Genomic DNA, 22,574 nt, shown 5'->3' on the forward strand with positions numbered 1-22,574 from the left:
TTCATGCGGCGCGGACGGAGTTGAGGAACTTGCCGACCTCGAGCTTGAGGCGATTGCTGTCGCGCGACAGCATCTGGGCCGCCGACAGCACCTGCGAGGACGCCGCGCCGGTCTCGGAGGCGCCGCGCTGGACGTCGCCGACATTGGACGACACCTGCTGGGTGCCCTGAGCCGCCTGCTGCACGTTGCGCGCGATCTCCTGGGTCGCCGCGCCCTGCTGCTCCACGGCCGCTGCGATCGCCGAAGCGATCTCCGACAGACGCGCAATGGTGCCGCTGATCTCACCGATGGCGCCGACCGAGTCCTGCGTCGCAGCCTGAATGCCGCCGACCTGCTGGCCGATCTCGCCGGTGGCCTTTGCCGTCTGCTCCGCCAGCGCCTTGACCTCGGAAGCAACCACGGCGAATCCGCGACCGGCCTCGCCCGCACGTGCCGCCTCGATCGTGGCGTTCAGTGCCAGGAGGTTGGTCTGGCCCGCGATCGCATTGATGAGCTCGACGACGTCGCCGATCCGCGATGCGGCGCGCGACAGTTCGCTGACACGCTCGGTAGTGGCTTGTGCCTGGGTGACCGCCTCGCCGGCGATGCGGGTGGAATCCTGCACCTGGCGGCCGATCTCGCGCACCGAGGATGACATCTCTTCGGCGGCCGAAGCGACCGAATGGACGTTGGTGGAGGCTTCCTCCGAGCCGGATGCGACCGCAGAGGCCAGCTCCTGCGCCCGGCCCGCGGTCGAGGACAGCGTCGAGGCCGAAGCCTCGAGCTCGGTCGCGGCCGACGAGACAGTCTCGACGATCTCGCCGATCGCGGCCTCGAAGCCGTCGGCGAGCCTGGTCATATCGGCCTTGCGTTGTCCCTCTGCACGGCGCTGCACCGCCTGCACCTCGTCGCGACTGAAGCGGATGATGGTCTGCACGGTCTGAAGGTTACGCAGCGCCTCTCCGATCTCGTCGTCGCGGTCGATCACGATGCGGTTGTCGAGCTTGTCCTGGACGAGGTTGACCAGCGTGTCGTTGAGATGCTGCATCGGCCCGCGGATTGCGCGCATGGTCGCAAGCCCGGCGAAGCTGACGATCGCGGTGCCGACGACGGCCAGCAGCGACAGGATCAGGCTGGTCGACCCGGCCGTGGAGATCGCGCCGCCAATGCCGAGCGCGAGCATGACCAGCGCCTGGAGCGTCATCGTCGTGACGAGGCGTGCCTTCAGCGTTCCGGTGAAGACGCTGAAGTGGTCAAGCAGCGAGCGGCGACGGATGATGCCGGCGTCGACGCGATAGCCATGCGGCTTCTTTTCGCGGATCGCGGCGTAAACCTCTTCGGCGAGCTTGCGCTGGTCGGCCGGCAACCTGCTGCGGACCGAGGTGTAGCCGGTGACCTGGCCATTCTCCCGGATCGGGGAAGCCGTCGCCAACACCCAGTAGAAGTCGCCGTTCTTGCGGCGGTTCTTCACCGCGCCGAGCCAAGGCTTGCCGGCCTTCAGCGTGTCCCAGAGATTGTCGAAAGCCTCCGACGGCATGTCGGGGTGACGGACGATGTTGTGCGGCTGGCCCATCAGCTCGGCCGAGGTGAAGCCGGCGGCGGCGAGGAAGTCCTCGTTGAAATAGGTCAGCTTGCCCTTGAGGTCGGTGCGCGAAACGATCAGCGTCTCGTCGCTGACGGGATATTCGACCTGGGTAACAGGGAGATTCTTGCGCATTGGGCCCTCCAAATGAATTGAGTATTTTTCATTCCAAATCGGACGGCCGCTATTCGAGTCGTCTTCTGCGATTCTCATAGAGTGAATTTAACTATCCATGAAACGCCCTCCCGTAGGTCTACGGGCGTTTCCCCATGATGCTACCTGCAAGCGACACCCTGCTACCGGAGACGAAAAAGAAAAACGAGCGGCGCTTTTGGCGCCGCTCGTTTTTCAACCGATGGGTCTTGTATAAGAGACTACGCCGCGCGGACGTTGGTCAGGAATTTGCTGACCTCGGTCTTGAGTCGGGTGCTGTCGTTGGACAGCATCTGCGCCGCCGACAGCACCTGCGAGGAGGCGGTGCCGGTCTCGGTGGCGCCGCGCTGCACGTCGGTGATGTTGGAGGAGACCTGCTGGGTGCCCTGAGCTGCCTGCTGGACGTTGCGGGCGATCTCCTGGGTCGCAGCCCCCTGCTCTTCCACCGCAGCCGCGATGGCCGAGGAGATTTCCGAGAGGCGCTCGATGGTCGAGGAGATCTCCTTGATGGCGCCGACCGAATCGTTGGTCGCCGCCTGGATGCCGGAGATCTGCTGACCGATCTCGCCGGTCGCTTTCGCAGTCTGCTCGGCGAGCGCCTTCACCTCGGAGGCAACGACCGCGAAGCCGCGGCCGGCTTCACCGGCGCGCGCCGCCTCGATGGTGGCGTTCAGCGCCAGCAGATTGGTCTGGCCGGCGATGGTATTGATCAGCTCGACCACGTCGCCGATGCGGGACGCCGCCCTGGAGAGCTCGCTGACACGCTCGGTGGTGACACGGGCCTGGCCGACGGCGTCGCCCGCCATCCGCGCCGATTCCTGCACCTGGCGGCTGATCTCGCTCACGGACGACGCCATCTCCTCGGTCGCCGAGGCAACCGACTGCACGTTGCCCGACGCTTGGCCGGACGCGGTAGCGACCACCTGGGTAAGCTGCTGCGCCCGCTCGGCGGTCGAGGTGAGCGTTCCAGCCGAACTTTCCAACGCGCCAGACGCGGCCGACACCGTCTCCACGATACCGCCGACCGAGGATTCGAAGCTGTCGGCCAGCTCGTTCATCGCGCGCCGGCGCTCGCGGTCGGCAGCCGCCTGGTCCTGGGCGCGCTGCTCGATGCTGCGCTTGATGTCGCCCTGCATCGACCTGAGCGACGTGGCCAACCTGCCGACCTCGTCGGCCTGCTCAATACCGAGTTGCTGATTGAAATCGCCCTTGGCGATGCCGTCGGCGAAATTCGCGCAATCCTGGATCGGCCGCGCGATCTTGCGGGCGGCGAACGAGATCAGGAAGATCGCCGCCAGCACGATGACCAGGCCGACGCCGAGCTGCCAGAACGTGTTGGAGGTCGCACGAGCGCCGAGCGAGGCATCGAGTTGCCGGGCCGATGCCAGCACCACGTCGCGGGGGATCGAGATCACGACCGACCACGCGTTTTCAGTGAGCCCGAAGCGGATCGGCGCATAGATGTCGATGTTGGCGAACTTGGGATCATCCTGCACCGTCCCCTGGCCGGCCTTGACGATGGCGAGGCTTTCGCTCCAGCGGGGGTCGGCCTCGGACGCGTTCTTGCCGATCACGTCCTGGTTGGCGCTGTTGGCGACGATCAGCCCGGTATCGTTGAGGATCGCGACCTTGCCCTTGCCCTCGAAGAGCGAGGTGTTGATCTTCATGGCAAGCTTCTGCACGAAATCGAGATTGTAGTCGGCCCCGGCGACACCGCGGAATTTGCCGTCGATCATGACTGGCACCGACATGGTTGCGAGGAACACGGCCTTGCCCTGAACGATGTAGGGCAACGGACCCAGAATGTTTTCCTTACCCGTGGTGTTCGGGTTGATGTACCAGGCCCCCTTCACGAGACCGTTGGGATGCCGCTCGCTGCTGTCATACTCGACGAGCGGCTGAACTGCGATGGCACCGCTGGCATTGCGCGTCCAGTAGGGCAGGAAGCGGCCGGTGTTGTCCGACCCAGCCTCTTTGCGTCCCTTGAACGTCGCATCATCGGCATCCAGCGCTCCCGGCTCCCAGGCCGAATAGGTGCCATTGAAGGCGGGATTGAGCTCAAGCACGTGGCGGAGCAGTGCGTTGAACTGGATCCGCCGCGCCGCGATAGGGGTGCCGGTCTTCTCGTCGGCCAGCGTCGCGAACGCATGCGCGATGGTGCGCGCCGCATCGAACCCCACCTCCAGCTCGGCCTTGATCGCGTTGGCTTCGGTGGAGGCCCGGTTCATCAGGCTCTCCTTGGTCTGACGATCGACCAGCTGCATGACCTCGTGGGTCACATACTGGTTCATGCTCTGGGTCGAAAAGAGGCCGTAGCCGATCAGCACGATACATGTCACCGCAAGGCAGAGGCCGGCGATCAGGGCGATCTTCAATTGGATGGAACGAATGGCAGAAAATGAAAACAGTTTCACGATTGAGTCTCCAAAAAACCTGCGACCAGTTAAGGTTCGCAGGGTTCGGAACCTGTAAAAATTTGGAACCGTATGACCCACGTGAAAAATAAGTCAGCGTGCGCCAGCGCATGCATCAAAACAAAGAGCGGCGCCGATGGCGCCGCTCTTGCGTAAGAAGATACCTGCGTCGCTGGCTCAGGCCGCGCGGACGTTGGTCAGGAATTTGCTGACCTCGGTCTTGAGTCGGGTGCTGTCGTTGGACAGCATCTGCGCCGCCGACAGCACCTGCGAGGAGGCGGTGCCGGTCTCGGTGGCGCCGCGCTGCACGTCGGTGATGTTGGAGGAGACCTGCTGGGTGCCCTGAGCTGCCTGCTGGACGTTGCGGGCGATCTCCTGGGTCGCAGCCCCCTGCTCTTCCACCGCAGCCGCGATGGCCGAGGAGATTTCCGACAGGCGCTCGATGGTCGAGGAGATCTCCTTGATGGCGCCGACCGAGTCGTTGGTCGCCGCCTGGATGCCGGAGATCTGCTGGCCGATCTCGCCGGTCGCTTTCGCAGTCTGCTCCGCGAGCGCCTTCACCTCGGAGGCAACGACCGCGAAGCCGCGGCCGGCTTCACCGGCACGCGCCGCCTCGATGGTGGCGTTCAGCGCCAGCAGATTGGTCTGGCCGGCGATGGTGTTGATCAGCTCGACCACGTCGCCGATGCGGGACGCCGCCTTGGAGAGCTCACTGACACGCTCGGTGGTGGAACGGGCCTGGCCGACGGCATCGCCTGCCATCCGCGCCGATTCCTGCACCTGACGGCTGATCTCGCTCACCGACGAGGCCATCTCCTCGGTCGCCGAAGCCACCGACTGCACGTTGGTCGAGGCTTCCTCCGAAGCGCCGGCAACCGTGGTCGCCAGCCTCTGGGAGCGGTCCGCGGTCGAGGTCAGCGTCGAGGCGGAGGCCTCCAACTGGGTCGAGGCCGACGACACCGTCTGGACGATCTCGCCGATCATCGTCTCGAATTCGCGGGTGATGTTGTCGACGCGGCGGCCGCGCTCGATCTTGGCTTCGGCGTCGGTCGCGGCGGCCTCGTCGGCGGCCTTCTTGGCGATCAGGGCCTCCTTGAAGACCTGGAGCACGTCGGCCATGGCGCCGATCTCGGTCTTCTCGCCGCGATGCGGCACCTCGGCGGACAGGTCGCCCTTGCCGAGCGCCTGCATCGGCTGGATGATCGAGTTGATGCCGGCGGAGACGTCCTGAACCAGGTAGAAGCCGACGCCGATGCCGATGATCACGGCGGCGCCGAGGATGATCGAGACCAGCATGAAGGCGTAATAGTAGCTGTCGGCGGCATCCTGAGCGGCCTGATCGCCGCCCTTGGTGTTGAGCTCGATGTCCTTGGTCAGGACCTCATCCGACGCAAGGCCGATCTTGTTGACGGTTTTGGTATTCAGTTCCTGCGCGTCGTGCGGGACCTTGCCGGCCTCCTTGCGGGACAGGGCGAAAACTTCTTCGGTGCCCTTCTTGTAATCATCCCACAGCTTTGACCAGTCGCTGTACAGCTTCCGCTCCTCCGGGGCTGCGATCATCGTCTCGTAGGACTTGCGGGACTTGGAGAGCGCCTCGATGACAGTCGCGGCTGTCTTTTCGTTGGCGAGCTTCTCTTCCAGGGTTTCGGACAGCATGTGCTGGCGCACCACGTTGCGATAGGTGATGACGCTGGCGCGGAGTTCGCCGAGCACCCGCACGCTGGGCAGCCAATTGGTGGTGATCTCGGTGGTGTTGGCATTCATCGACCGCATCTTCATGACGGCGAGCAGGCCCATGCCGGTCATGGCGACCAGCAGGAACGCCACGACACTGATGATCTTGGCGCGAATGGAGATGGTGGCGAACATAAGCGGTCTCTTTGCGTTGGCGCGGGCGCGCGTCCTAAAATCGTGGTCAACCAAAAGGAGCGGCGCCGATATCCAACAACAAAGCGTGAGTAGTTGTTAACTACGACTCCGTACGAGTAAGGAACATTAAAGAAGTGAATGAGGGACTAAAAACGCTCTGCGCTCAACGCATGAGCCCAAGCGCATCGGCGAAAAACTCTGGCCCGCCGAAATTTCCGGACTTCAACGCCAGCAGCATATCGCCTCCAGCACCGACCGCGTGCAGCACCGGAACACCGGCGGCGATTTCCACTCCTACGAGAAACCCGGGAATCTTCAACCGATCGACGACGGCGCCCGACGTCTCGCCGCCGGCGACGACCAATCGCCGAACGCCTGCTTTAACAAGGCTTTCGGCGATGTCGGCCATGGCCTGCTCGATGGCATGCCCGGCCGCATCACGGCCGTGACGAGCCTGGAGCGCGGCGACCTGATCCGGTGTCGAGCTCGATGCAATCAGCACCGGACCGTCGGCCAATCGCGGCCTTGCCCAGTCCAGCGCACGCTGCGCTTCGTCCGCTCCCGTAAGAATACGGTCCGGGTCGAGATGAAGCACCGGCATCACCTTTTCGGCGCTGGCGATCTGCTTGAGCGTTGCCTGCGAGCAGCTTCCGGCAAGGCACGCCGCCGGTCCACCGACCGCAGCACCGGCTTCGCTGCTCGCCGCGGCCGATTTGACCTTGCCCGTCGACACCAGCGCCCGCGCCAGCCCGAGGCCGATGCCGGAGGCGCCGACCGACAACCGATGTTCGGCGGCCACGCGACCGATGGTCTCGAGGTCGCGGTCGAAGACGGCATCGATGATCGCAGCGCCGATACCCTTGCCCGCGAGCTCGGCCAGCCGCGCCTGCACAGCATCTGCGCCTCGGGTGACGGTGGCGAGGTCGACGAGCCCGATTTGCGTCTTGCTCTGGCGCGCCAGCACCCGCACGAGATTGGAATCACGCATCGGATTGAGCGGGTGATCCTTCAGGGGGCTCTCGTTCAGCGGCACCGCGCCGACGAACAGGTTACCCTGATAGACGGTGCGGCCGGTCTCCGGGAAGGCCGGTGTCACCAGCACGTTTGCCTCGCCGCAATCGGCGCGCAACGCGTCCATGACAGGGCCGATGTTGCCGGCATCGGTGGAATCGAAAGTCGAGCAGATCTTGAACAGCACATGGCTCGCGCCGCGACCGCGCAGCCACTTCTCAGCCGCGCGCGAGCGCGATACGGCAAGGCCCGCCTCGATCGAACGGCTCTTCAAGGACACCACGACAGCATCGACCTCGGGCAGCGCGAGATCATCGGCAGGTATGCCGATGATCTGCACGGTGCGCAGGCCGGCGCGCGTCAGCGTGTTGGCGAGATCGGAGGCGCCGGTATAGTCGTCGGCGACGCAGCCAAGAGAAATTTTCGCTACGAGCGTCACGGCTTCACTCCCGCATATGGCTTGAACCAGGCGAGGCCATCATTGGTCTTGCCGCGTGGATTGTATTCGCAACCGACGAAGCCGGGATAGCCGAGCCGGTCGAGCTCAGCGAACAGGAACGGATAGTTCAGTTCTTCGCCATCGGGCTCGTTGCGTGAGGGAATGCTGGCGATCTGGATGTGGCCGATGATCGGCATCATCTCGCGCAGCCGCATGGTGACGTCGCCATGAATGATCCCGCAATGATAGATGTCGAACTGAAGTTTCAGGTTCGGAAGCCTCAGCTCCTGGATCAGGTCGCGCGCGAAGCCGAAATCGTTGAGGAAGTAGCCGGGCACGTTGCGCGCATTGATCGGCTCGAGCACGATGTCGATACCGTGCGGCGCGAAGAACTCCGCCGCCCACGCCACCGATTTGTAGAACGCCTCGATCGCAACACGCTCGCCGCGATTGGCGATGCCGGCCATCAGGTGCAGCCGCTTGACGCCCGTCGCCTTGGCGTAAGGTAGCGCGGTCTCGAGGCTCGCCTTGAGATCGGCGAAGCGCGCGGGAAGCGCAGCAAAGCCCTTCTCGCCGGCATTCCAGTCGCCCGGCGGCAGGTTGAACAACGCCTGGGTCAGGCCGTTGCGCTTGAGCCGCTCGCCGACGGCCTCGGCCGGATGCTCATAGGGAAACAGGAACTCGACGGCGGTGAAGCCCGCTTGCGCTGCGGCATCGAAACGGTCGAGGAATGGCACCTCGGTGAACATCATCGAAAGGTTGGCGGCGAAACGGGGCATTGGAAATCCTCTTGGCTCTACTTGTCGCCGGGAAGTTTTACGCCGGTGACCTGCGCATACATGCGCGCGACCGACGCATCGTCATCGCGGCCCATGCCGGCGGCTGATGTCATCAGGAACATCTGGAGCGCCGCGGCCGAGACCGGCACCGGGAATCGGGCGCTCCGCGCCATGTCCTGGATGATGCCGAGGTCTTTCACAAAGATCTCGACCGCGCTGCGCGGCGTGTAGTCGCCGTCGAGCACGTGCGGCATGCGGTTCTCGAACATCCAGGAATTGCCGGCGGAGGCCGTGATCACCTCATAGACCTTGCGGATGTCGAGGCCCTGCTTGGCGGCGAATGCAATTGCTTCGCTGGCGGCTGCGATGTGCACGCCGGCCAGCAACTGGTTGATCATCTTGAAGGCAGCGCCCTGCCCTGCAGCGTCACCGAGCTCGTAGAGCTTTGCGGCCATGGCATCGAGCGCCGGCCGTGCTTTTGCGAATGCGGCGGGGCTGCCGGAGGCGAGGATCGTCAGTTCGCCTTGGGCTGCGCGCTGCGCCCCGCCGGAGATCGGCGCATCCAGATAGTTCCGGCCGGTCGCCTCCAGCTGCTTTGCGAGACGACGCGCCACGTCGGGGTCCATGGTCGCCGAGGACACAAAGACGCTATCCTTCGGCATGGTCTCGGCGGCACCATCCTTGCCGAACAGGATGGTCTCGGTCTGAGCAGCATTGACGACGACGCTGACGACGATGTCCGCGTCCTTGGCGGCCTCGGCCGGGGTCGTCGCACCCGCGCCGCCGTCCTTCACGAAGCGCGCTACCGCATCGGCCGAAACGTCGCAGCCGGTGACGGCATGGCCCGCGCGCTTCAGCGAGGTCGCCATGCCGTATCCCATCGAGCCGAGCCCGATGACGGCGATACGCTGATTTTGTGAATTGGAGGCGGACATGCAACTAACCCTTCGACTTATTCTTGCGAACGTTTCCCGGACGGCCTGCCTTTGCGGCGGCTCGGAGCATCGAATAACACGGCTTGGCCGCGCTGCCAAAGCGTGAGACAAGCGGACATGACGGCCATGAGACCTGAAACGAGCAACGAGACGAGGCTGCGTGAGGATGTCTGCCGCTTCGGACGGTCCCTGTTCGAGCGCGGACTGACGCCGGGCTCCTCCGGCAATATCAGCGTCAGGCTGGACGGCGGCGGCTGGCTGGTGACGCCGACCAACGCCTCGCTTGGCTTCCTCGATCCCGCAAAACTGTCGCGGCTGGATGAGCAGGGCCGCCTGATCTCGGGCGATGCACCGACCAAGGAAGTTCCTCTCCACACCGCGCTCTACGATACGCGCGGCAGTGCACGCGCGATCGTGCATCTGCACTCCACCCATTCGGTCGCGCTCTCCATGCTGCCCGAGATCGACCCGCGCGCCGCGCTGCCGCCGATGACGGCGTATTATTTGATGAAATGCGGCGCCACCGCGCTCGTGCCCTATTATCGCCCCGGCGATCCCGCGGTGGCGGATGCGATCAAGGGGCTGGCAGGGAAATATTCATCCGTGCTGCTCGCCAATCACGGCCCTGTGGTCGCCGGCGACACGCTGGAAGCCGCCGTATTCGCGACGGAGGAGCTGGAGGAGACGGCGAAGCTGTACCTGCTGCTGCGCGGGATGAACCCGCGCTATCTGTCGGCTGAGCAGGTGAAGGATCTGGTGAAGGTGTTCGGGGTCGCGTTGCCGGAGCATGGGCACGAGGAATGACCGAACTGATACGGCCTGCACCAACTGAGATAGAGGCGGCGGCCCGTGTTCTTCACGAAGTGGGCTTACGCCACCACTGGTGGTCTCCTTACGAGAAGACCTACGATGAGCTGGGCGCAACTGATCCGATCGGAAAGAGCGAGTTCGACGCGATCGTCGAAGCGATGCTGTTAGCTGCAGCCAAGGCAAGGAAGCAGCCGTAGCCGCCGGAGTGCTAACCATACACACCGCCGTCATCCTGAGGTGCGAACCTTGCGATGCAATTGCATCGCAAGGTGAAGCCTCGAAGGATGGGCTACGGGCGCTTGCGGCTCATCCTTCGAGGCGCGCAAGGGCGCGCACCTCAGGATGACGGCGGGGCCTGTGGCGCAGTCCAGAAAGCTATAGCCCCAGATACGCCTTCCGCACGTCGGGATTGCCCCTGATCTCGGCAGCCGGGCCCTGCATCAGCACGCGGCCGGTTTGCAGGATGTAGGCGCGATCCGCGATCTCCAGGCACTCGGCCATGCGCTGCTCGACGATCAAGACGGTCATGCCGGAGTCACGGATGAGCTTCACCGCCTGAAAAATCTCGTCGACGAGTTTCGGCATGATGCCCTGCGAGGGCTCGTCCAGCATCAACAGCCGCGGACGCGTCATCAGCGCGCGGCCGATGGCGAGCATTTGCTGCTCGCCGCCGGAGAGCGTCTCGGCGCGCTGGTCGAGGCGCTCGGACAGGCGCGGAAACAGCTTGAAGACCAGGCCGAGCGGTTCGTCGCGGTTCGCCTCGCCGCGATAGAGATAGCTGCCGAGACGAAGGTTGTCGCGCACCGACAGGCGCGGGAACAGGCGGCGGTTCTCCGGCACATAGGCGATACCGGTGGCGGTGATGTGATGCTGCGCCATGCCGTCGAGGCGCTTGCCGTCGAACGTCACCGTGCCCGAACGCGGACGCTCGGCACCCGCAATGGATTTCAGCAACGTCGACTTGCCCGCGCCGTTGGCGCCGGCCACGCAGACGATCTCGCCCTTCTGGACCTCGATCGAGATCGCCGAGATCGCGACCAGGCCTTGATAGGCCGTGGTGACTTCATGCACTGACAGCATGACGATCTCCCAGATATGCGCTGATCACCTTGGGATCGCGAACGACGTCGGAAGGCTTGCCCTCGACCAGCACCTTGCCGAGGTCGAGCACGATGGCACGATCGACCAGCGGCATCACGATCTCCATGACATGCTCGACCATCAGCACGGTGATGCCGGTATCGCGCACCTTGCGTACCAGTGCGACGCCCGTCTGCGCCTCGGTCGGCGTCAGGCCAGTGAGAACTTCGTCGAGCAGCAGCAGCTTTGGTTCGGTCGCGAGCGCACGCGCGACTTCGAGGCGGCGCTTCTCGGCCGGCACGAGGTCGCTCGCGAGCACGTCGGCGCGCGCGGCAAGGCCGGTGAACTCCAGCACCTCATGCGCCTTGCGGCGCGCCTCGCGCATCACCGTGTTGCGCACGAGAGCCCCGACGATGACGTTGTCGATGACAGTCATGGTCTCAAAACTCTTGACCACCTGGAAAGTGCGTCCGACGCCGCGCTGGCAGCGCTCGGCCGCCGGCAAATTGGTAACATCCTTGCCGTCGAACCAGATCGATCCCTGAGTCGGCGGCAGCACGCCGGCGATGAGATTGAACAGCGTCGACTTGCCGGCGCCGTTGGGGCCAATCAGACCGACGATCTCGCCGCGCCCGACCGAGATCGAGACGTCGCTGTTGGCGACGAGGCCGCCGAACCGCTGCCAGACGCCGCGGGTTTCAAGGAGCGCAGTCATCGCGTGGCTCCTTTTGCTTTGGAACGGGAGAACAGGCTCACAAGACCTTGCGGCAGAGCCAGCGAGATCGCCACGATCAGCCCGCCGTAGACGATCAGGTCGACGCCGCGGCCGGAACCGCCGATATAGGAGCGCGTCAGTTCGGTCATCGGAATCAGGATGACCGCGCCAAGCACGGGGCCCCAGAGGGTGCCGATGCCGCCGAGCACGGCCGGCAATGCCATCAGCAGCGAGAACTGGAAGCCCATCACGCTCTCAGGATCGATATAGGCGAGGAATTGCGCATAGAAGGCGCCGCCGATGGCGACGAGGAAAGCGGAGACAGCGGCTGCACCCATCTTGGAGTTGAACACGACGACGCCGAGGCTCTCGGCCGCTTCCGGATTATCCTTCACCGCGCGCCACCAGAAGCCCCATTTGGAATCCTCCAGCCACCAGGTGACGAACCAGGCGAGGCAGCACAGCGCCAACGCAAAATAGAAATACGGCAGCTTGCTGCGCATGAACTGGAATTTCAACCAGCTGTCGCCACGCACGGGAATGGTGATTCCCATCGCAGCCCCCGCCCATTCCCAGTTCTGGAACAGCAGCAACCCGATCTCGGCGATGACGATGGTCGCGATCACGAAGTAATGGCCGCGCAGGCGGAAGAAGGGATAGCCGAGCCCCATCGCGATAACAGCCGCGATCGCACCGCCGGCGAGCATACCGAACCAGGGCAACACGCCGAATTTCGTGAACAGAAGCTCGGTGGTGTAGGCGCCGATGCCGAAATAGAGCGCGTGGCCCAGCGAGATCTGCCCGCAATAACCGGACAGAATGTTCCAGCTCTGCGACAGCGCCGCGTACATCAAGGTCAGGACCATAATGTTCTGGATGTAGACGTTCTTGACGAACAGCGGTGCAAGCGCGGCAAGCGCGGCCAGCAGCGCGGCAATGATGAGATCGCGGCGACGCCGCGCGGCAAAATTCTTGTCCATCACATCGACCCGAACAGGCCACGCGGCCGGATGAAGACGACCAGCAAGTAGACCGCATAGATGCCGACCGACTTCAGCGAGGGCGGCAGCATCAGGGCGGTCACCGCTTCAACCAGGCCGACAATGATGCCACCGGCGAAGGCGCCGAACACACTACCGAAGCCGCCGAGCGCCACCGTGACATAGGCAATCAGCGCAAAGGACGCGCCAACGTCGGGATAGATGTAGAAAAACACCGCCATGATCGCGCCGGCGAGACCAACAAGCGCGGCACCAAGGCCCCAACCGAACGCGAACACGCGGTTCTTGTCGATGCCGACGAGTGCGACCGCACCGGGATCTTCACGGGTGGCTTCCAGCGCCCGGCCGAAATCGGTGCGGTGGATGAAGAAGTAGAGGCCGGCAAAGGCGAGAATCGAGACCAGCGCACCGACCAGTTGCGGCTCCGGCAAGAAGATGCCTGCAACCGATATGGTTTTGCCGCCGAGCCAGGAATGCGGAATGCTGCGATAGTCCGGCGTGAAGAACAGCTGGGCCAATCCCCGCATGACGATGGCCAGGCCAAAGGTCGAGAAGATCTGCACCATGCCGGCGTTAGCCTTGGCCCTCATGGCGAAGCGTACGATCAAGAGATAAACGACCGCTCCGAACACGAACAGCGCCGCGGCGACCAACGGGGCCGAAAGCAAGGGGTCGATGGCGAAGAACGTGAACAGGAAGAAGGACGCGTACATCCCAATCATCAGGAACTCGCCATGGGCGAAGTTCGTGACGTCCATCAGGCCGAAGATGAGCGCAAGGCCAACGGCGATCAGTCCGTAGAGCAGCCCCATCAACAGGCCGCTCGCGAGACTTTGGACAATTGTTTCGACTGTCAGCAACTTGTCCCCCAGAAAAAGCCTTCACCCCGAGGGGCGTGATCGCGCGCACATCGCAAAGGACGGGCCCGCCCTCGTCTTTCGCGACGCAGGCTCCGTCTACTCCGCAAGATCGGAAATCGGGAGCGATCTGCTCCCGCCCCATCCTTACTTCATCGGCCAGACCGGTTCGGCCACCGCCGCCTGCGACGGGAAGATGGTGACGAACTTGCCGCCGATATATTGCAGCAGCACCGGATCGGCGTCGTTGTTCTGGCCCATGTCGTCGAACTTGACGCGCTTCCAGGGCATGATGGTCTGCTCGCCCGGAATTTCGGTTGCGGCCAGCGCGTCGCGGATCTTCTCGCCGTCGGTCGACTTGGCGCGGTTGATGGCGTCCGCGATCACGATCATCGCTATGAACTGACGCGAGGTGTTGTCGTTGAGGTCCTTGCCCGACTTCGCCTTGAACAGATCGTTGATCTTGCCGACCATCGGCCGCTTGGCGGCGAGATCGAGCGAGAAGCTGCCGCGGGTGATCGCGCCTTCGAGCTTGTCGCCGACGGCGTCGTAAAGCGCCTTTTCGGAGAAGCCGGCCGCCTGGGCCAGGATCGCGTTCGGCTTGTAGCCGAGCTCGGCCATGGTCTTGATCAGCAGGATGCCGTCGGTGGTGTAGCTCGAGGGCATCAGCACGTCGGCATTGGCGGCCTTGAGCTGCTGGACTTCGGCCGACAGAGACGGCGAGTTGGCGCGGTACTTGATGTCGGAGACGATCTTGTAGCCGCGCTCGGTTGCGAGCTTGGTCTGGGCGTTGGCGGAGTCGGTGCCGAAGATCGTATCTTCGTGGAACAGCGCCAGCGTGTCGGCCTTGACGCCCTTCTTCTTCATTGCATCGAGGAAGTCGAACATCCCGGCCGAAAACATCTCGTCATGCGGCGAGGCGCGGAAATAGTACTTCAGGCCGCGGCGATGCAGGCTCGGCGAGGAATTGTCCGCCGACAGGAACGGAACCTGGTAACGTTCGCAGATCTGGCTGACCGTGACCGCGACCGCGCTCTGGTAGGAGCCGAGCACCGCGCAGACCTTCTCCTGGGTGATCAGTCGCTCAGCCTCGGCGCGCCCCTTTTGCGGGTCGCCCTGGTGGTCGGCGTAGACCATGCGGATCTTGGCGCCGCCGAGACCGGGCAAGCCCAAGCCCTTGGCGAGCGGAAGATCGAAGTCCTGATCGTTGTTGATGATGTCGATCGCGGTCTCGAATGCGCGCTGCGCGTCGACACCCACCTGGGCGCCGGCGCCCGACAAGGGATAGGTCGCGCCGATCAACACTTCAGACGTTTGCGCGCGGGCGGCTAGCGGCATCAGCGCGGCGGTGGCGGCGGCTCCGAGCAGAACGTCGCGGCGAGAGATCGTCATGTGGTAAAGTCCCCTGTTATCCGAATTTTGCGAATATCGAATGAAACGATTGGCAAACAGCGTAAAGCCCGAAGAAGCAGCAAAGGCTGCCTACTAAATCACGGCCATGGTCCTGTTCTTCAGATCCGTCACCAGCATCAGGCCGGGCGAATGCGTGATTGCGAACGGCACCTTGGCGGCATTGATCACCGATTGCGGCGTGACGCCGCAGGCCCAGAACACCGGAATCTCGTCATCGGCGACAGCTACGGGATCACCGTAGTCGGGCTTGGCGATGTCCTTGATGCCGATCAGGTGAGGATGACCGAGATGCACGGGCGCGCCGTGCACCGCCGGATAGCGCGAGGTGATCTGCACGGCGCGGATCGCATCGGCCGGCTTGAACGGGCGCATCGACACCACCATGGGGCCGGCGAAAGGACCGGCCTCGCCGCATGCGATGTTGGTGCGGTACATCGGCACGCGCACATTCTGCTCGATGTGGCGGATCGGCATGCCCTCGTCGAGCAGCGCCTCCTCGAAGGAGAAGGAACAGCCGAGCACGAAGGTCACGAGATCGTCGCGCCAGTAGCTGGTGACGTCAGTCGGCTCGTCGATGACTTCGCCGTCGCGCCAGACGCGGTAGCGCGGTACGTCGGTGCGGATGTCGAGGTCGGCGCCGAGCGCGGGGATGTGCGGGCTGCCGACATCGGACATGCCGATGATCGGGCACGGCTTGGGATTGAGCTGGCAAAAGCGATGAAAAGCGCTGGCGTATTCCGCCGGCAGGATCGCCAGATTGCCCTGGACGAAGCCGGGGGCGACACCCGCGGTGGAACCGACCTGGCCGCCACGATAGGCGAGCCGTGCCTGGCGGCTCGGGAGGGCGTCGGGCGTCTCAGTTTGCTGCGCTGCCACCAAAACAGTCATGTGATCGACCTGCCTATAAACTCGACAAAGACAAGCCAACACCAAGCGTGCTATAAAGTCTAATCTTCCTTTCTAATCAATATCGATAAAGTTTATTTATCGACCGGGAAAAATGGTTCCAATGCTGGACTTCAGGTCGATCGAGACGTTCCTCTGGGTTGTGAAGCTCGGCAGCTTCCGCGGCGCCGCAGCACGGCTCAATACGACCCAGCCGGCGATCTCCCAGCGCATCGCCGGGCTCGAGCGCGAGATGGGCGTGAAGCTCTTGAACCGGGATCATCGCGTGGCCTCGCCGACGCCAAGCGGCCGGCAGATGATGGTCTATGCCGAGAAGCTGATCGGTCTGCGCGCTCAGATGATGGCCGAGGTCGGTGACCGCTCGGCCATGCGCGGCGTGATGCGTCTCGGCGTCGCCGAGACCATCGTACACACCTGGCTGCCGCGGCTGGTGAAGAGCATGAACGAGGTCTATCCGAACCTGTCGCTGGAGATCGAGGTCGACATCACGCCGAACCTCACTGCGCGCCTGCTCGCGCAGGAGATCGAGCTCGCCTTCGTCGTCGGACCGCTGTCGACCTCGGGCGTGCACAACCGCGTGCTCGCCGATTATCCGATCGGTTTCCTCGCGAGCCCCTCGCTCGGCCTCGGCAACGGTCGCGTGACGCGCGCCGAGCTGGCGCGGTTTCCGATCATCACTTTCCCGCGCAAGACGCGCCCCTACGAGGTCGTGCGCGAGGTGTTCGACCGGCCGGAGCTACCGCCGATCCGGCTGCATGCGTCCGCGTCGCTTGCGACCGTGATCCACATGGCGGTCGAAGGGCTCGGCATCGCCGTGATCCCCGACGCCATTGTCGAGAACGAGCTTTCCGACGGGCGGCTGCAATTGCTCGATACCGATCTCACAATCGCGCCGCTGACATTCACGGCGAGCTGGCTCGCCTCGCCCGACGTCGTGGCGGTGGAGCGCGTCGCCGAGCTTGCATGTCAGATTGCGCAGAGCAGCGTCGCGGTTGACGCGCCCGCGCTGGCGCGTCATTGAAACAGGCGCCGGATAATCGAGAGACCGACCGCATGAGCCGAGCCGCCACCAATCTGCAAATCGATTCCGCCCGCCTCTGGGGCTCCATCCACGAGACCGCGCAATTCGGCGGGACGGCCAAGGGCGGCGTGCGGCGGCTGACACTGAGCAGCGAAGACAAGCAGGTGCGCGACTGGTTCCGCAAGGCCTGCGAGGCCGCCGGCCTCGACGTGCACACCGACGCACTCGGTTCACAGTTCGGCCTGCGCAAGGGCCGCGACATGTCGAAGCTGCCCGTCGGCATCGGCTCGCATCTCGATACCCAGCCGACCGGCGGCAAGTATGACGGCATTTTGGGAACGCTCGGCGCGCTCGAGGTGATCCGCACGCTGAACGACGCCGGCATCGAGACCGAGGCGCCGATCTGCGTCGTCAACTGGACCAACGAGGAAGGCTCGCGTTTTGCGCCGGCGATGATGGCGTCCGCCGCTTATGTCGGCGACTTCACCACCGACGACATCCTGTCGCGCAAGGACATCGACGGCACAACCGTCGGCCAGGCGCTCGACAGCATCGGCTATCGCGGCGACAAGCCCGTCGGCTTCCAGAAGCTCGGCTGCTTCGTCGAGCTGCATATCGAGCAAGGGCCGATCCTGGAGGCCGAGGGCAAGACCATCGGCGTGGTCGATTCCGGCCAGGGCGTGCTCTGGTACGACGGCAGGATTTCCGGCTTCGAAAGCCATGCCGGATCGACCCCGATGCCGTTGCGGCGCGATGCGCTGGCAACGCTCTCCGAGATCGTGCTGGCGATGGAAGCCATTGCGAAGAAGCACGGCCCGAAGGCTGTCGGCACCATCGGCGAGGCCGTGATCGCAAATCCCTCGCGCAACGTCATTCCCGGCGAGATCGCCTTCACCATGGATTGCCGCAGCGCCGACGGCGCGATCATGGATGCGCTCGATAGTGATTTGCGCGCCGCCATTGCCGAGATCGCCGCGCGGCGCAAGGTCGACGTGAAGATCGACCTGGTCTGGCGCAAGCCGCCGACGCATTTCGATCCCAAGCTGATCGCAGCCGTCGAGAACGCCGCGAAGACGCTCGGCTACTCCTCTCGCCGCATCACGTCCGGCGCCGGCCACGACGCCTGCAATCTCAACACGATCATTCCGGCGGCGATGGTGTTCGTGCCCTGCAAGGACGGCATCAGCCACAACGAGCTGGAAGACGCCACCCAGCCCGACTGCGCCGCGGGCACCAACGTTCTCATGCACACCGTGCTGGCGATCGCCGGCGTCGCATCCTGACCGGAGACAGCCATGCGCGGAGTTTTCGTCGACGCCAATGAAGCTCTCGCCGTGATCATGGAGCGGTTGGAAAAGCCTGGCGATCCCAAGGTGCGGATCCACAGGGACCCCGATATCAAGCCCGAGCAATATCCTGAGATCCTCGACGGGGCCGAGATCGCGATCGTCGACCACACTGCATTGCCGACCGAGGTCGCGAAGAAATGCGCAGGCCTCAAGCACGTCGTATTCCTCGGCACTGGCGCACGCAGCTACATGAATCCGGAGGAGCTGGCTGAGCTCGGCATCTCCGTGCACCTGATCAAGGGCTATGGCGACACGGCCGTGGCGGAATCCGCGATCGCGCTGATGTGGGCATCGGCCCGCGTCATCGCGATGATGGACCGCGAGATGCGCGCCGGAAGCTGGCTGCGCGAGGACGGCATGCAGCTCACCGGCAAGACGCTCGGCCTGATCGGATTCGGCGGCATTGCCGCAGAGGTCGCGCGCATTGCGTCCGGCAGCGGCATGAAGGTCGTCGCCTGGAATCGCTCGCCGAAGAGTTTTCCGGGTGTCGAATTCACCGATCTCGACACGGTATTGGCGAAGAGCGACGTCGTGTCGCTGCATCTGCTGCTCAACGACGAGACACGCGGCATGATCAACCGCGAGAAGATTTTTGCGATGAAGCCCGGTGTCATCTTGATCAACACCGCCCGCGCCGCTGTTGTCGACGAAGCCGCGATGATCGACGCCCTGAAGTCGGGCCATATCCGCCATGCTGGCCTCGACGTCTTTAACATCGAGCCCCTGCCCGGCGATCATCCGCTGACGAAGATTCCGAACGTGACGCTGTCGGCGCATTCGGCGTTCAGGACGCCGGAGGCCAGCGAAAACCTGATTGAAGCGGCGTGGATCCATTGCCGCCGGATCGCAAAAGGATAAGAGCAACAACAATGGCCGATTATCGCACCATCAAGGCAGAGCCTCTCACCAACGTCGTCCGCGCCATCGTCAAGGCCGGCGGCTCCACGGACCGCGAAGCCGAGCTCGTATCCACCAATCTCGTCGAAGCCAACCTTAGGGGACATGACTCCCACGGCGTCGGCATGATCCCGCGCTATGTCTCGAGCGTCACCACGGGCGGCCTCGCCGTGAACCAGCACGTCAAGATCGTGCTCGACACCGGCCCGCTTCTTACCCTCGACGGCCTCACCGGCTACGGCCAGGTGATCGGCCATGAAGCGATGGAGCTGGCGGCAGAGCGCGCCAAGCGCAACGGCGTGTGCCTCGTCGGCCTTTCTAACTCGCACCACATCGGCCGCATCGGCCACTGGGCCGAGCAGTGCATCGACCACGGGCTCGTATCGATCCACTTCGTCAACGTGATCTCGCGCCCGATCGTAGCGCCTTGGGGCGGCAGCGATGGACGCCATGGCACCAATCCCTTCTGCGTCGGCATCCCGCGCAGGGGCAAAGACCCCATCGTGCTCGACTTCGCCACCAGCAGGATCGCGCAGGGCAAGACCCGCGTCGCCCACAACAAGGGCGTCGCGCTCGAGCCCGGCACCATCATCGACAACGAGGGCAAGCCGACCACCAACCCGCGCTACACTGTGATCCCGCCGCACGGCGCCATCCTGCCGTTCGGCGAGCACAAGGGTTCGGGCCTCGCGCTGGTCTGCGAAATCCTCGGCGGCGCACTCTCCGGCGGGCAAGTGGTCAAGGGCCCGTCCGACGGCAAGTACAACGTCCTCAACGGCATGCTCTCGATCATCATTGACCCGGCCAAGCTCGGCACCGGCGAGAACCTTGCGCGCGAAGTCGAGAGTTTTGTTGCCTGGCACACCGGCTCGCCGCCCGCCCCCGGCGTCGACAAGGTGAAGATCGCCGGCGATCCCGAGCGCGAGACGAAGCAGAAGCGCCTGGCCGAAGGCATTCCGGTCGATCCGACCACCTGGCAGGAGATTCTGGAGGCCGGGAAGAAGTTCGGGCTGGATCAGGCCGCGATCGAGAAGATCGCGGGCTAAGCGGAGCGAGGCACGCTCTCCTTCCCTTCTCCCCTTGTGGGAGAAGGTGGCGCGAAGCGCCGGATGAGGGGTTCTCTCCGCGAAGACTAACTTTCAAGTGAAGGGTCTGTCTCTGCGGAGAGAACCCCTCACCCGTCTCGCCGCTACGCGGCGAGCCACCCTCTCCCACAAGGGGAGAGGGTAAAGTATCGCTTTAATCCACCATATCCGCGACCGCCTTGCCGCAAGCCGTGGTGTCGGCGTTACCGCCGAGATCCTTCGTGCGCAGCGTACGCTCTGCCAGCGTGCGCTCGATCGCCTCGACGATCGACTTGCCGGCGACCTTCTCGCCGAGATGCTCGAGCATCATCGCGCCCGACCAGATCGCGCCGATCGGGTTGGCAATGCCCTGGCCTGCGATGTCGGGCGCCGAGCCGTGCACCGGTTCGAACACGGACGGGAAATCACCCTCGGGGTTGATGTTGCCCGACGGCGCGATGCCGATCGTGCCGGTGCAGGCCGGACCGAGATCCGAGAGGATGTCGCCGAACAGGTTCGAGCCGACCACGACGTCGAACCAGTCGGGATGCAGCACGAAGTTCGCGGTGAGAATGTCGATGTGGTACTTGTCCCACTTCACGCCCGGGAACTTCTTGGCCATCGCCTCCACGCGCTCGTCCCAATAGGGCATGGTGATGGAGATGCCGTTGGACTTGGTCGCCGAGGTCAGGTGCTTCTTCGGCCGCGACTGTGCGAGCTCGAAAGCGAATTTCAGGATGCGGTCGACACCAATCCGCGTCATCACCGTCTGCTGCGTCACGAACTCGCGGTCGGTGTCGGGAAACATGCGACCGCCGACGGAGGAATATTCACCTTCCGTGTTCTCGCGCACCACCCAGAAATCGATATCGCCGGGCTTGCGGCCCGCCAGCGGCGACGGCACGCCGGGCATCAACCGCACCGGGCGCAGATTCACATACTGGTCGAACTCGCGGCGGAATTTGATCAGCGAGCCCCACAGCGAGACGTGATCCGGAATTTTTGCGGGCCAGCCGACCGCACCGAAGTAGATCGCGTCGTGCTTTCCGATCTTTTCTTTCCAGTCGTCCGGCATCATCTGCCCGTGCTTCTCGTAATACTCCCATGACGAGAAGTCGAAATGATCGAAATGCAGGGACACGCCGTGCTTCTTCGCTGCTGCCTCCAGAACCCGCAGGCCCTCGGGCATCACTTCCTTGCCGATGCCGTCGCCGGGAATGACTGCGATCCGGTATTGTTTCTTGCTCATCTAGAACGTCCCTTTTTGGTCCGGCAGCCGCCGCCTTTTTGACCGCACTGCAATGGACCAAACTCGGCGGCAGTGCAACGCTGCACTGCAATGTTGACCATGGCGCGGCCAAGCGCCTACTGATTTCATCCTTGTTCCCGACGTCAGCGAGTAACCCCCATGGATCTGCATCTGCGTGGCAAGCGCGTCCTGATCACGGGCGCGTCCAAAGGCATTGGCGCGGCCGCCGCCGAGGCGTTCGCCGAGGAAGGCGCTCATCTCCTGCTCGCCGCCCGCAATGGCGACCAGCTCAAGGCGCTGGCGGATCGCTTGCGCTCGGCGCACCAGATCGACGCCACAACGAGCATCGTGGATCTTCGCAAGGCGGAGGACATCGCGCGGCTCGCTAGCGAAGCCGCCGATATCGACGTGCTCGTCAACAATGCCGGCGACATCCCCGGCGGCTCCATCGACAAGATCGACGAGGAGACTTGGCGGCACGCCTGGGAATTGAAAGTATTCGGCTACATCAACCTGACGCGGCAGATCTACGCGCAAATGAAGGCGAAGGGCGGCGGCGTCATCGTCAACGACATTGGTGCTGCCGGCGAAAAGTTCGACGCCAACTACATCTGCGGCAGTGCCGGCAATGCCGCGCTGATGGCCTTCACCCGCGCGCTCGGCGGCAAGAGCCTTGCCGACAACATTCGCGTGGTCGGCATCAATCCTGGCCCGGTCGGCACCGATCGCCACGTTACCTTGCTCAAGACGCGCGCAAAGCACCAGTTCGGCGACGAGAGCCGGTACAAGGAATTTCAGAAGGGCCTGCCGCTCGGCCGCCCTGCGCATGCGCGCGAGATCGGCGATCTCATGGCGTTCCTCGCATCGGACCGCGCCGGCTATACGTCGGGTGTCATCTATACGGTCGATGGCGGCATCAGCGCCGGTTGGGGTTAGCTCTATCCGCGTCATTGCGAGCGCAGCGAAGCAATCCAGAAATGTCTCCGCGATGACAGGCTGGATTGCTTCGCTGCGTTCGCAATGACGACACAATAAGCATAGGAGTAAAATA

General features: G+C 64.0%; 20 protein-coding genes. 7 read left to right on the forward strand and 13 right to left on the reverse strand.

Going from position 1 to position 22,574, the window contains the following annotated elements:
• Nucleotide 1: 1 nt before the first annotated feature.
• The 6 genes from BMW89_RS08045 to ltnD form a co-directional block, all read right to left on the reverse strand.
• Nucleotides 2-1,696: a methyl-accepting chemotaxis protein gene (locus BMW89_RS08045; protein ID WP_092024363.1), complete on the reverse strand. Its 1,695-nt coding sequence runs from the start codon at nt 1,694-1,696 to the stop codon at nt 2-4.
• 239 nt (nt 1,697-1,935) lie between these two features.
• Nucleotides 1,936-4,128: a methyl-accepting chemotaxis protein gene (locus BMW89_RS08050; RefSeq protein ID WP_092024364.1), complete on the reverse strand. Its 2,193-nt coding sequence runs from the start codon at nt 4,126-4,128 to the stop codon at nt 1,936-1,938.
• A 177-nt stretch (nt 4,129-4,305) separates the two neighbouring features.
• Entirely contained in the window at nt 4,306-5,997 is a 1,692-nt protein-coding gene (locus tag BMW89_RS08055) for a methyl-accepting chemotaxis protein (RefSeq protein ID WP_092024365.1), read from the reverse strand.
• Nucleotides 5,998-6,160: 163 nt separating this feature from the next.
• Entirely contained in the window at nt 6,161-7,447 is a 1,287-nt protein-coding gene (gene otnK / locus BMW89_RS08060; RefSeq protein ID WP_092024366.1) for a 3-oxo-tetronate kinase, read from the reverse strand.
• The gene (gene otnI / locus BMW89_RS08065) at nt 7,444-8,226 is read right to left on the reverse strand and encodes a 2-oxo-tetronate isomerase (RefSeq protein WP_092024367.1); all 783 of its coding nucleotides are present in this window, start codon (nt 8,224-8,226) and stop codon (nt 7,444-7,446) included. Before otnI ends, otnK begins: the two co-directional genes overlap by 4 nt.
• Before the next feature lie 17 nt (nt 8,227-8,243).
• A complete protein-coding gene (ltnD, locus tag BMW89_RS08070) occupies nt 8,244-9,161 on the reverse strand; it encodes an L-threonate dehydrogenase (protein ID WP_092024368.1) in 918 nt (305 codons plus the stop codon).
• A gap of 117 nt (nt 9,162-9,278) precedes the next feature.
• Here ltnD and otnC point away from each other — a divergent pair, with 117 nt between their 5' ends.
• Nucleotides 9,279-9,965: a 3-oxo-tetronate 4-phosphate decarboxylase gene (gene otnC, locus BMW89_RS08075; RefSeq protein WP_177195903.1), complete on the forward strand. Its 687-nt coding sequence runs from the start codon at nt 9,279-9,281 to the stop codon at nt 9,963-9,965.
• Complete coding sequence (locus tag BMW89_RS08080; protein WP_092024370.1) at nt 9,962-10,168, forward strand: hypothetical protein; 207 nt, start codon at nt 9,962-9,964, stop codon at nt 10,166-10,168. Before otnC ends, BMW89_RS08080 begins: the two co-directional genes overlap by 4 nt.
• A 178-nt stretch (nt 10,169-10,346) precedes the next feature.
• Here the strand turns inward: BMW89_RS08080 and BMW89_RS08085 are convergent, their stop codons facing one another.
• The 6 genes from BMW89_RS08085 to BMW89_RS08110 form a co-directional block, all read right to left on the reverse strand.
• A complete protein-coding gene (locus tag BMW89_RS08085; RefSeq protein WP_092024371.1) occupies nt 10,347-11,051 on the reverse strand; it encodes an ABC transporter ATP-binding protein in 705 nt (234 codons plus the stop codon).
• Entirely contained in the window at nt 11,035-11,766 is a 732-nt protein-coding gene (locus BMW89_RS08090) for an ABC transporter ATP-binding protein (protein ID WP_092024372.1), read from the reverse strand. Before BMW89_RS08090 ends, BMW89_RS08085 begins: the two co-directional genes overlap by 17 nt.
• Nucleotides 11,763-12,746, reverse strand: coding sequence for a branched-chain amino acid ABC transporter permease (locus BMW89_RS08095; protein ID WP_092024373.1), 984 nt, complete (start codon nt 12,744-12,746; stop codon nt 11,763-11,765). The genes BMW89_RS08090 and BMW89_RS08095 overlap by 4 nt, the downstream gene beginning before the upstream one ends.
• The gene (locus BMW89_RS08100) at nt 12,746-13,624 is read right to left on the reverse strand and encodes a branched-chain amino acid ABC transporter permease (RefSeq protein WP_092024719.1); all 879 of its coding nucleotides are present in this window, start codon (nt 13,622-13,624) and stop codon (nt 12,746-12,748) included. The genes BMW89_RS08095 and BMW89_RS08100 overlap by 1 nt, the downstream gene beginning before the upstream one ends.
• A gap of 147 nt (nt 13,625-13,771) precedes the next feature.
• The gene (locus tag BMW89_RS08105) at nt 13,772-15,016 is read right to left on the reverse strand and encodes an ABC transporter substrate-binding protein (RefSeq protein WP_092024374.1); all 1,245 of its coding nucleotides are present in this window, start codon (nt 15,014-15,016) and stop codon (nt 13,772-13,774) included.
• Between the two features lie 93 nt (nt 15,017-15,109).
• Nucleotides 15,110-15,925 (reverse strand): putative hydro-lyase, encoded by an 816-nt coding sequence (locus BMW89_RS08110; protein WP_092024375.1) that lies wholly within the window; start codon nt 15,923-15,925, stop codon nt 15,110-15,112.
• 121 nt (nt 15,926-16,046) lie between these two features.
• Here BMW89_RS08110 and BMW89_RS08115 point away from each other — a divergent pair, with 121 nt between their 5' ends.
• Genes BMW89_RS08115 through BMW89_RS08130 form a run of 4 tightly spaced genes read left to right on the forward strand, consistent with a single transcriptional unit; the run spans nt 16,047 to nt 20,256 of the window.
• Nucleotides 16,047-16,964, forward strand: a complete 918-nt coding sequence (locus tag BMW89_RS08115) for a LysR family transcriptional regulator (protein WP_092024376.1) — start codon at nt 16,047-16,049, stop codon at nt 16,962-16,964.
• 32 nt (nt 16,965-16,996) lie between these two features.
• Nucleotides 16,997-18,247, forward strand: coding sequence for a Zn-dependent hydrolase (locus tag BMW89_RS08120; protein ID WP_092024377.1), 1,251 nt, complete (start codon nt 16,997-16,999; stop codon nt 18,245-18,247).
• A 12-nt stretch (nt 18,248-18,259) separates the two neighbouring features.
• Complete coding sequence (locus tag BMW89_RS08125; RefSeq protein WP_092024378.1) at nt 18,260-19,171, forward strand: NAD(P)-dependent oxidoreductase; 912 nt, start codon at nt 18,260-18,262, stop codon at nt 19,169-19,171.
• 11 nt (nt 19,172-19,182) lie between these two features.
• A complete protein-coding gene (locus tag BMW89_RS08130) occupies nt 19,183-20,256 on the forward strand; it encodes a malate/lactate/ureidoglycolate dehydrogenase (protein ID WP_092024379.1) in 1,074 nt (357 codons plus the stop codon).
• Nucleotides 20,257-20,449: 193 nt separating this feature from the next.
• On the opposite strand, the gene BMW89_RS08135 is transcribed toward BMW89_RS08130, so the two are convergent.
• The gene (locus BMW89_RS08135; RefSeq protein WP_092024380.1) at nt 20,450-21,523 is read right to left on the reverse strand and encodes a tartrate dehydrogenase; all 1,074 of its coding nucleotides are present in this window, start codon (nt 21,521-21,523) and stop codon (nt 20,450-20,452) included.
• A 159-nt stretch (nt 21,524-21,682) separates the two neighbouring features.
• Here BMW89_RS08135 and BMW89_RS08140 point away from each other — a divergent pair, with 159 nt between their 5' ends.
• Nucleotides 21,683-22,459 carry an SDR family oxidoreductase gene (locus BMW89_RS08140; RefSeq protein ID WP_092024381.1) on the forward strand — a complete coding sequence of 259 codons (777 nt, stop codon included), beginning with the start codon at nt 21,683-21,685 and terminating at the stop codon, nt 22,457-22,459.
• Nucleotides 22,460-22,574: the final 115 nt, after the last annotated feature.

The organism is Bradyrhizobium sp. OK095 (genome assembly GCF_900109945.1).
In the GTDB taxonomy this organism is placed as follows: domain Bacteria; phylum Pseudomonadota; class Alphaproteobacteria; order Rhizobiales; family Xanthobacteraceae; genus Bradyrhizobium.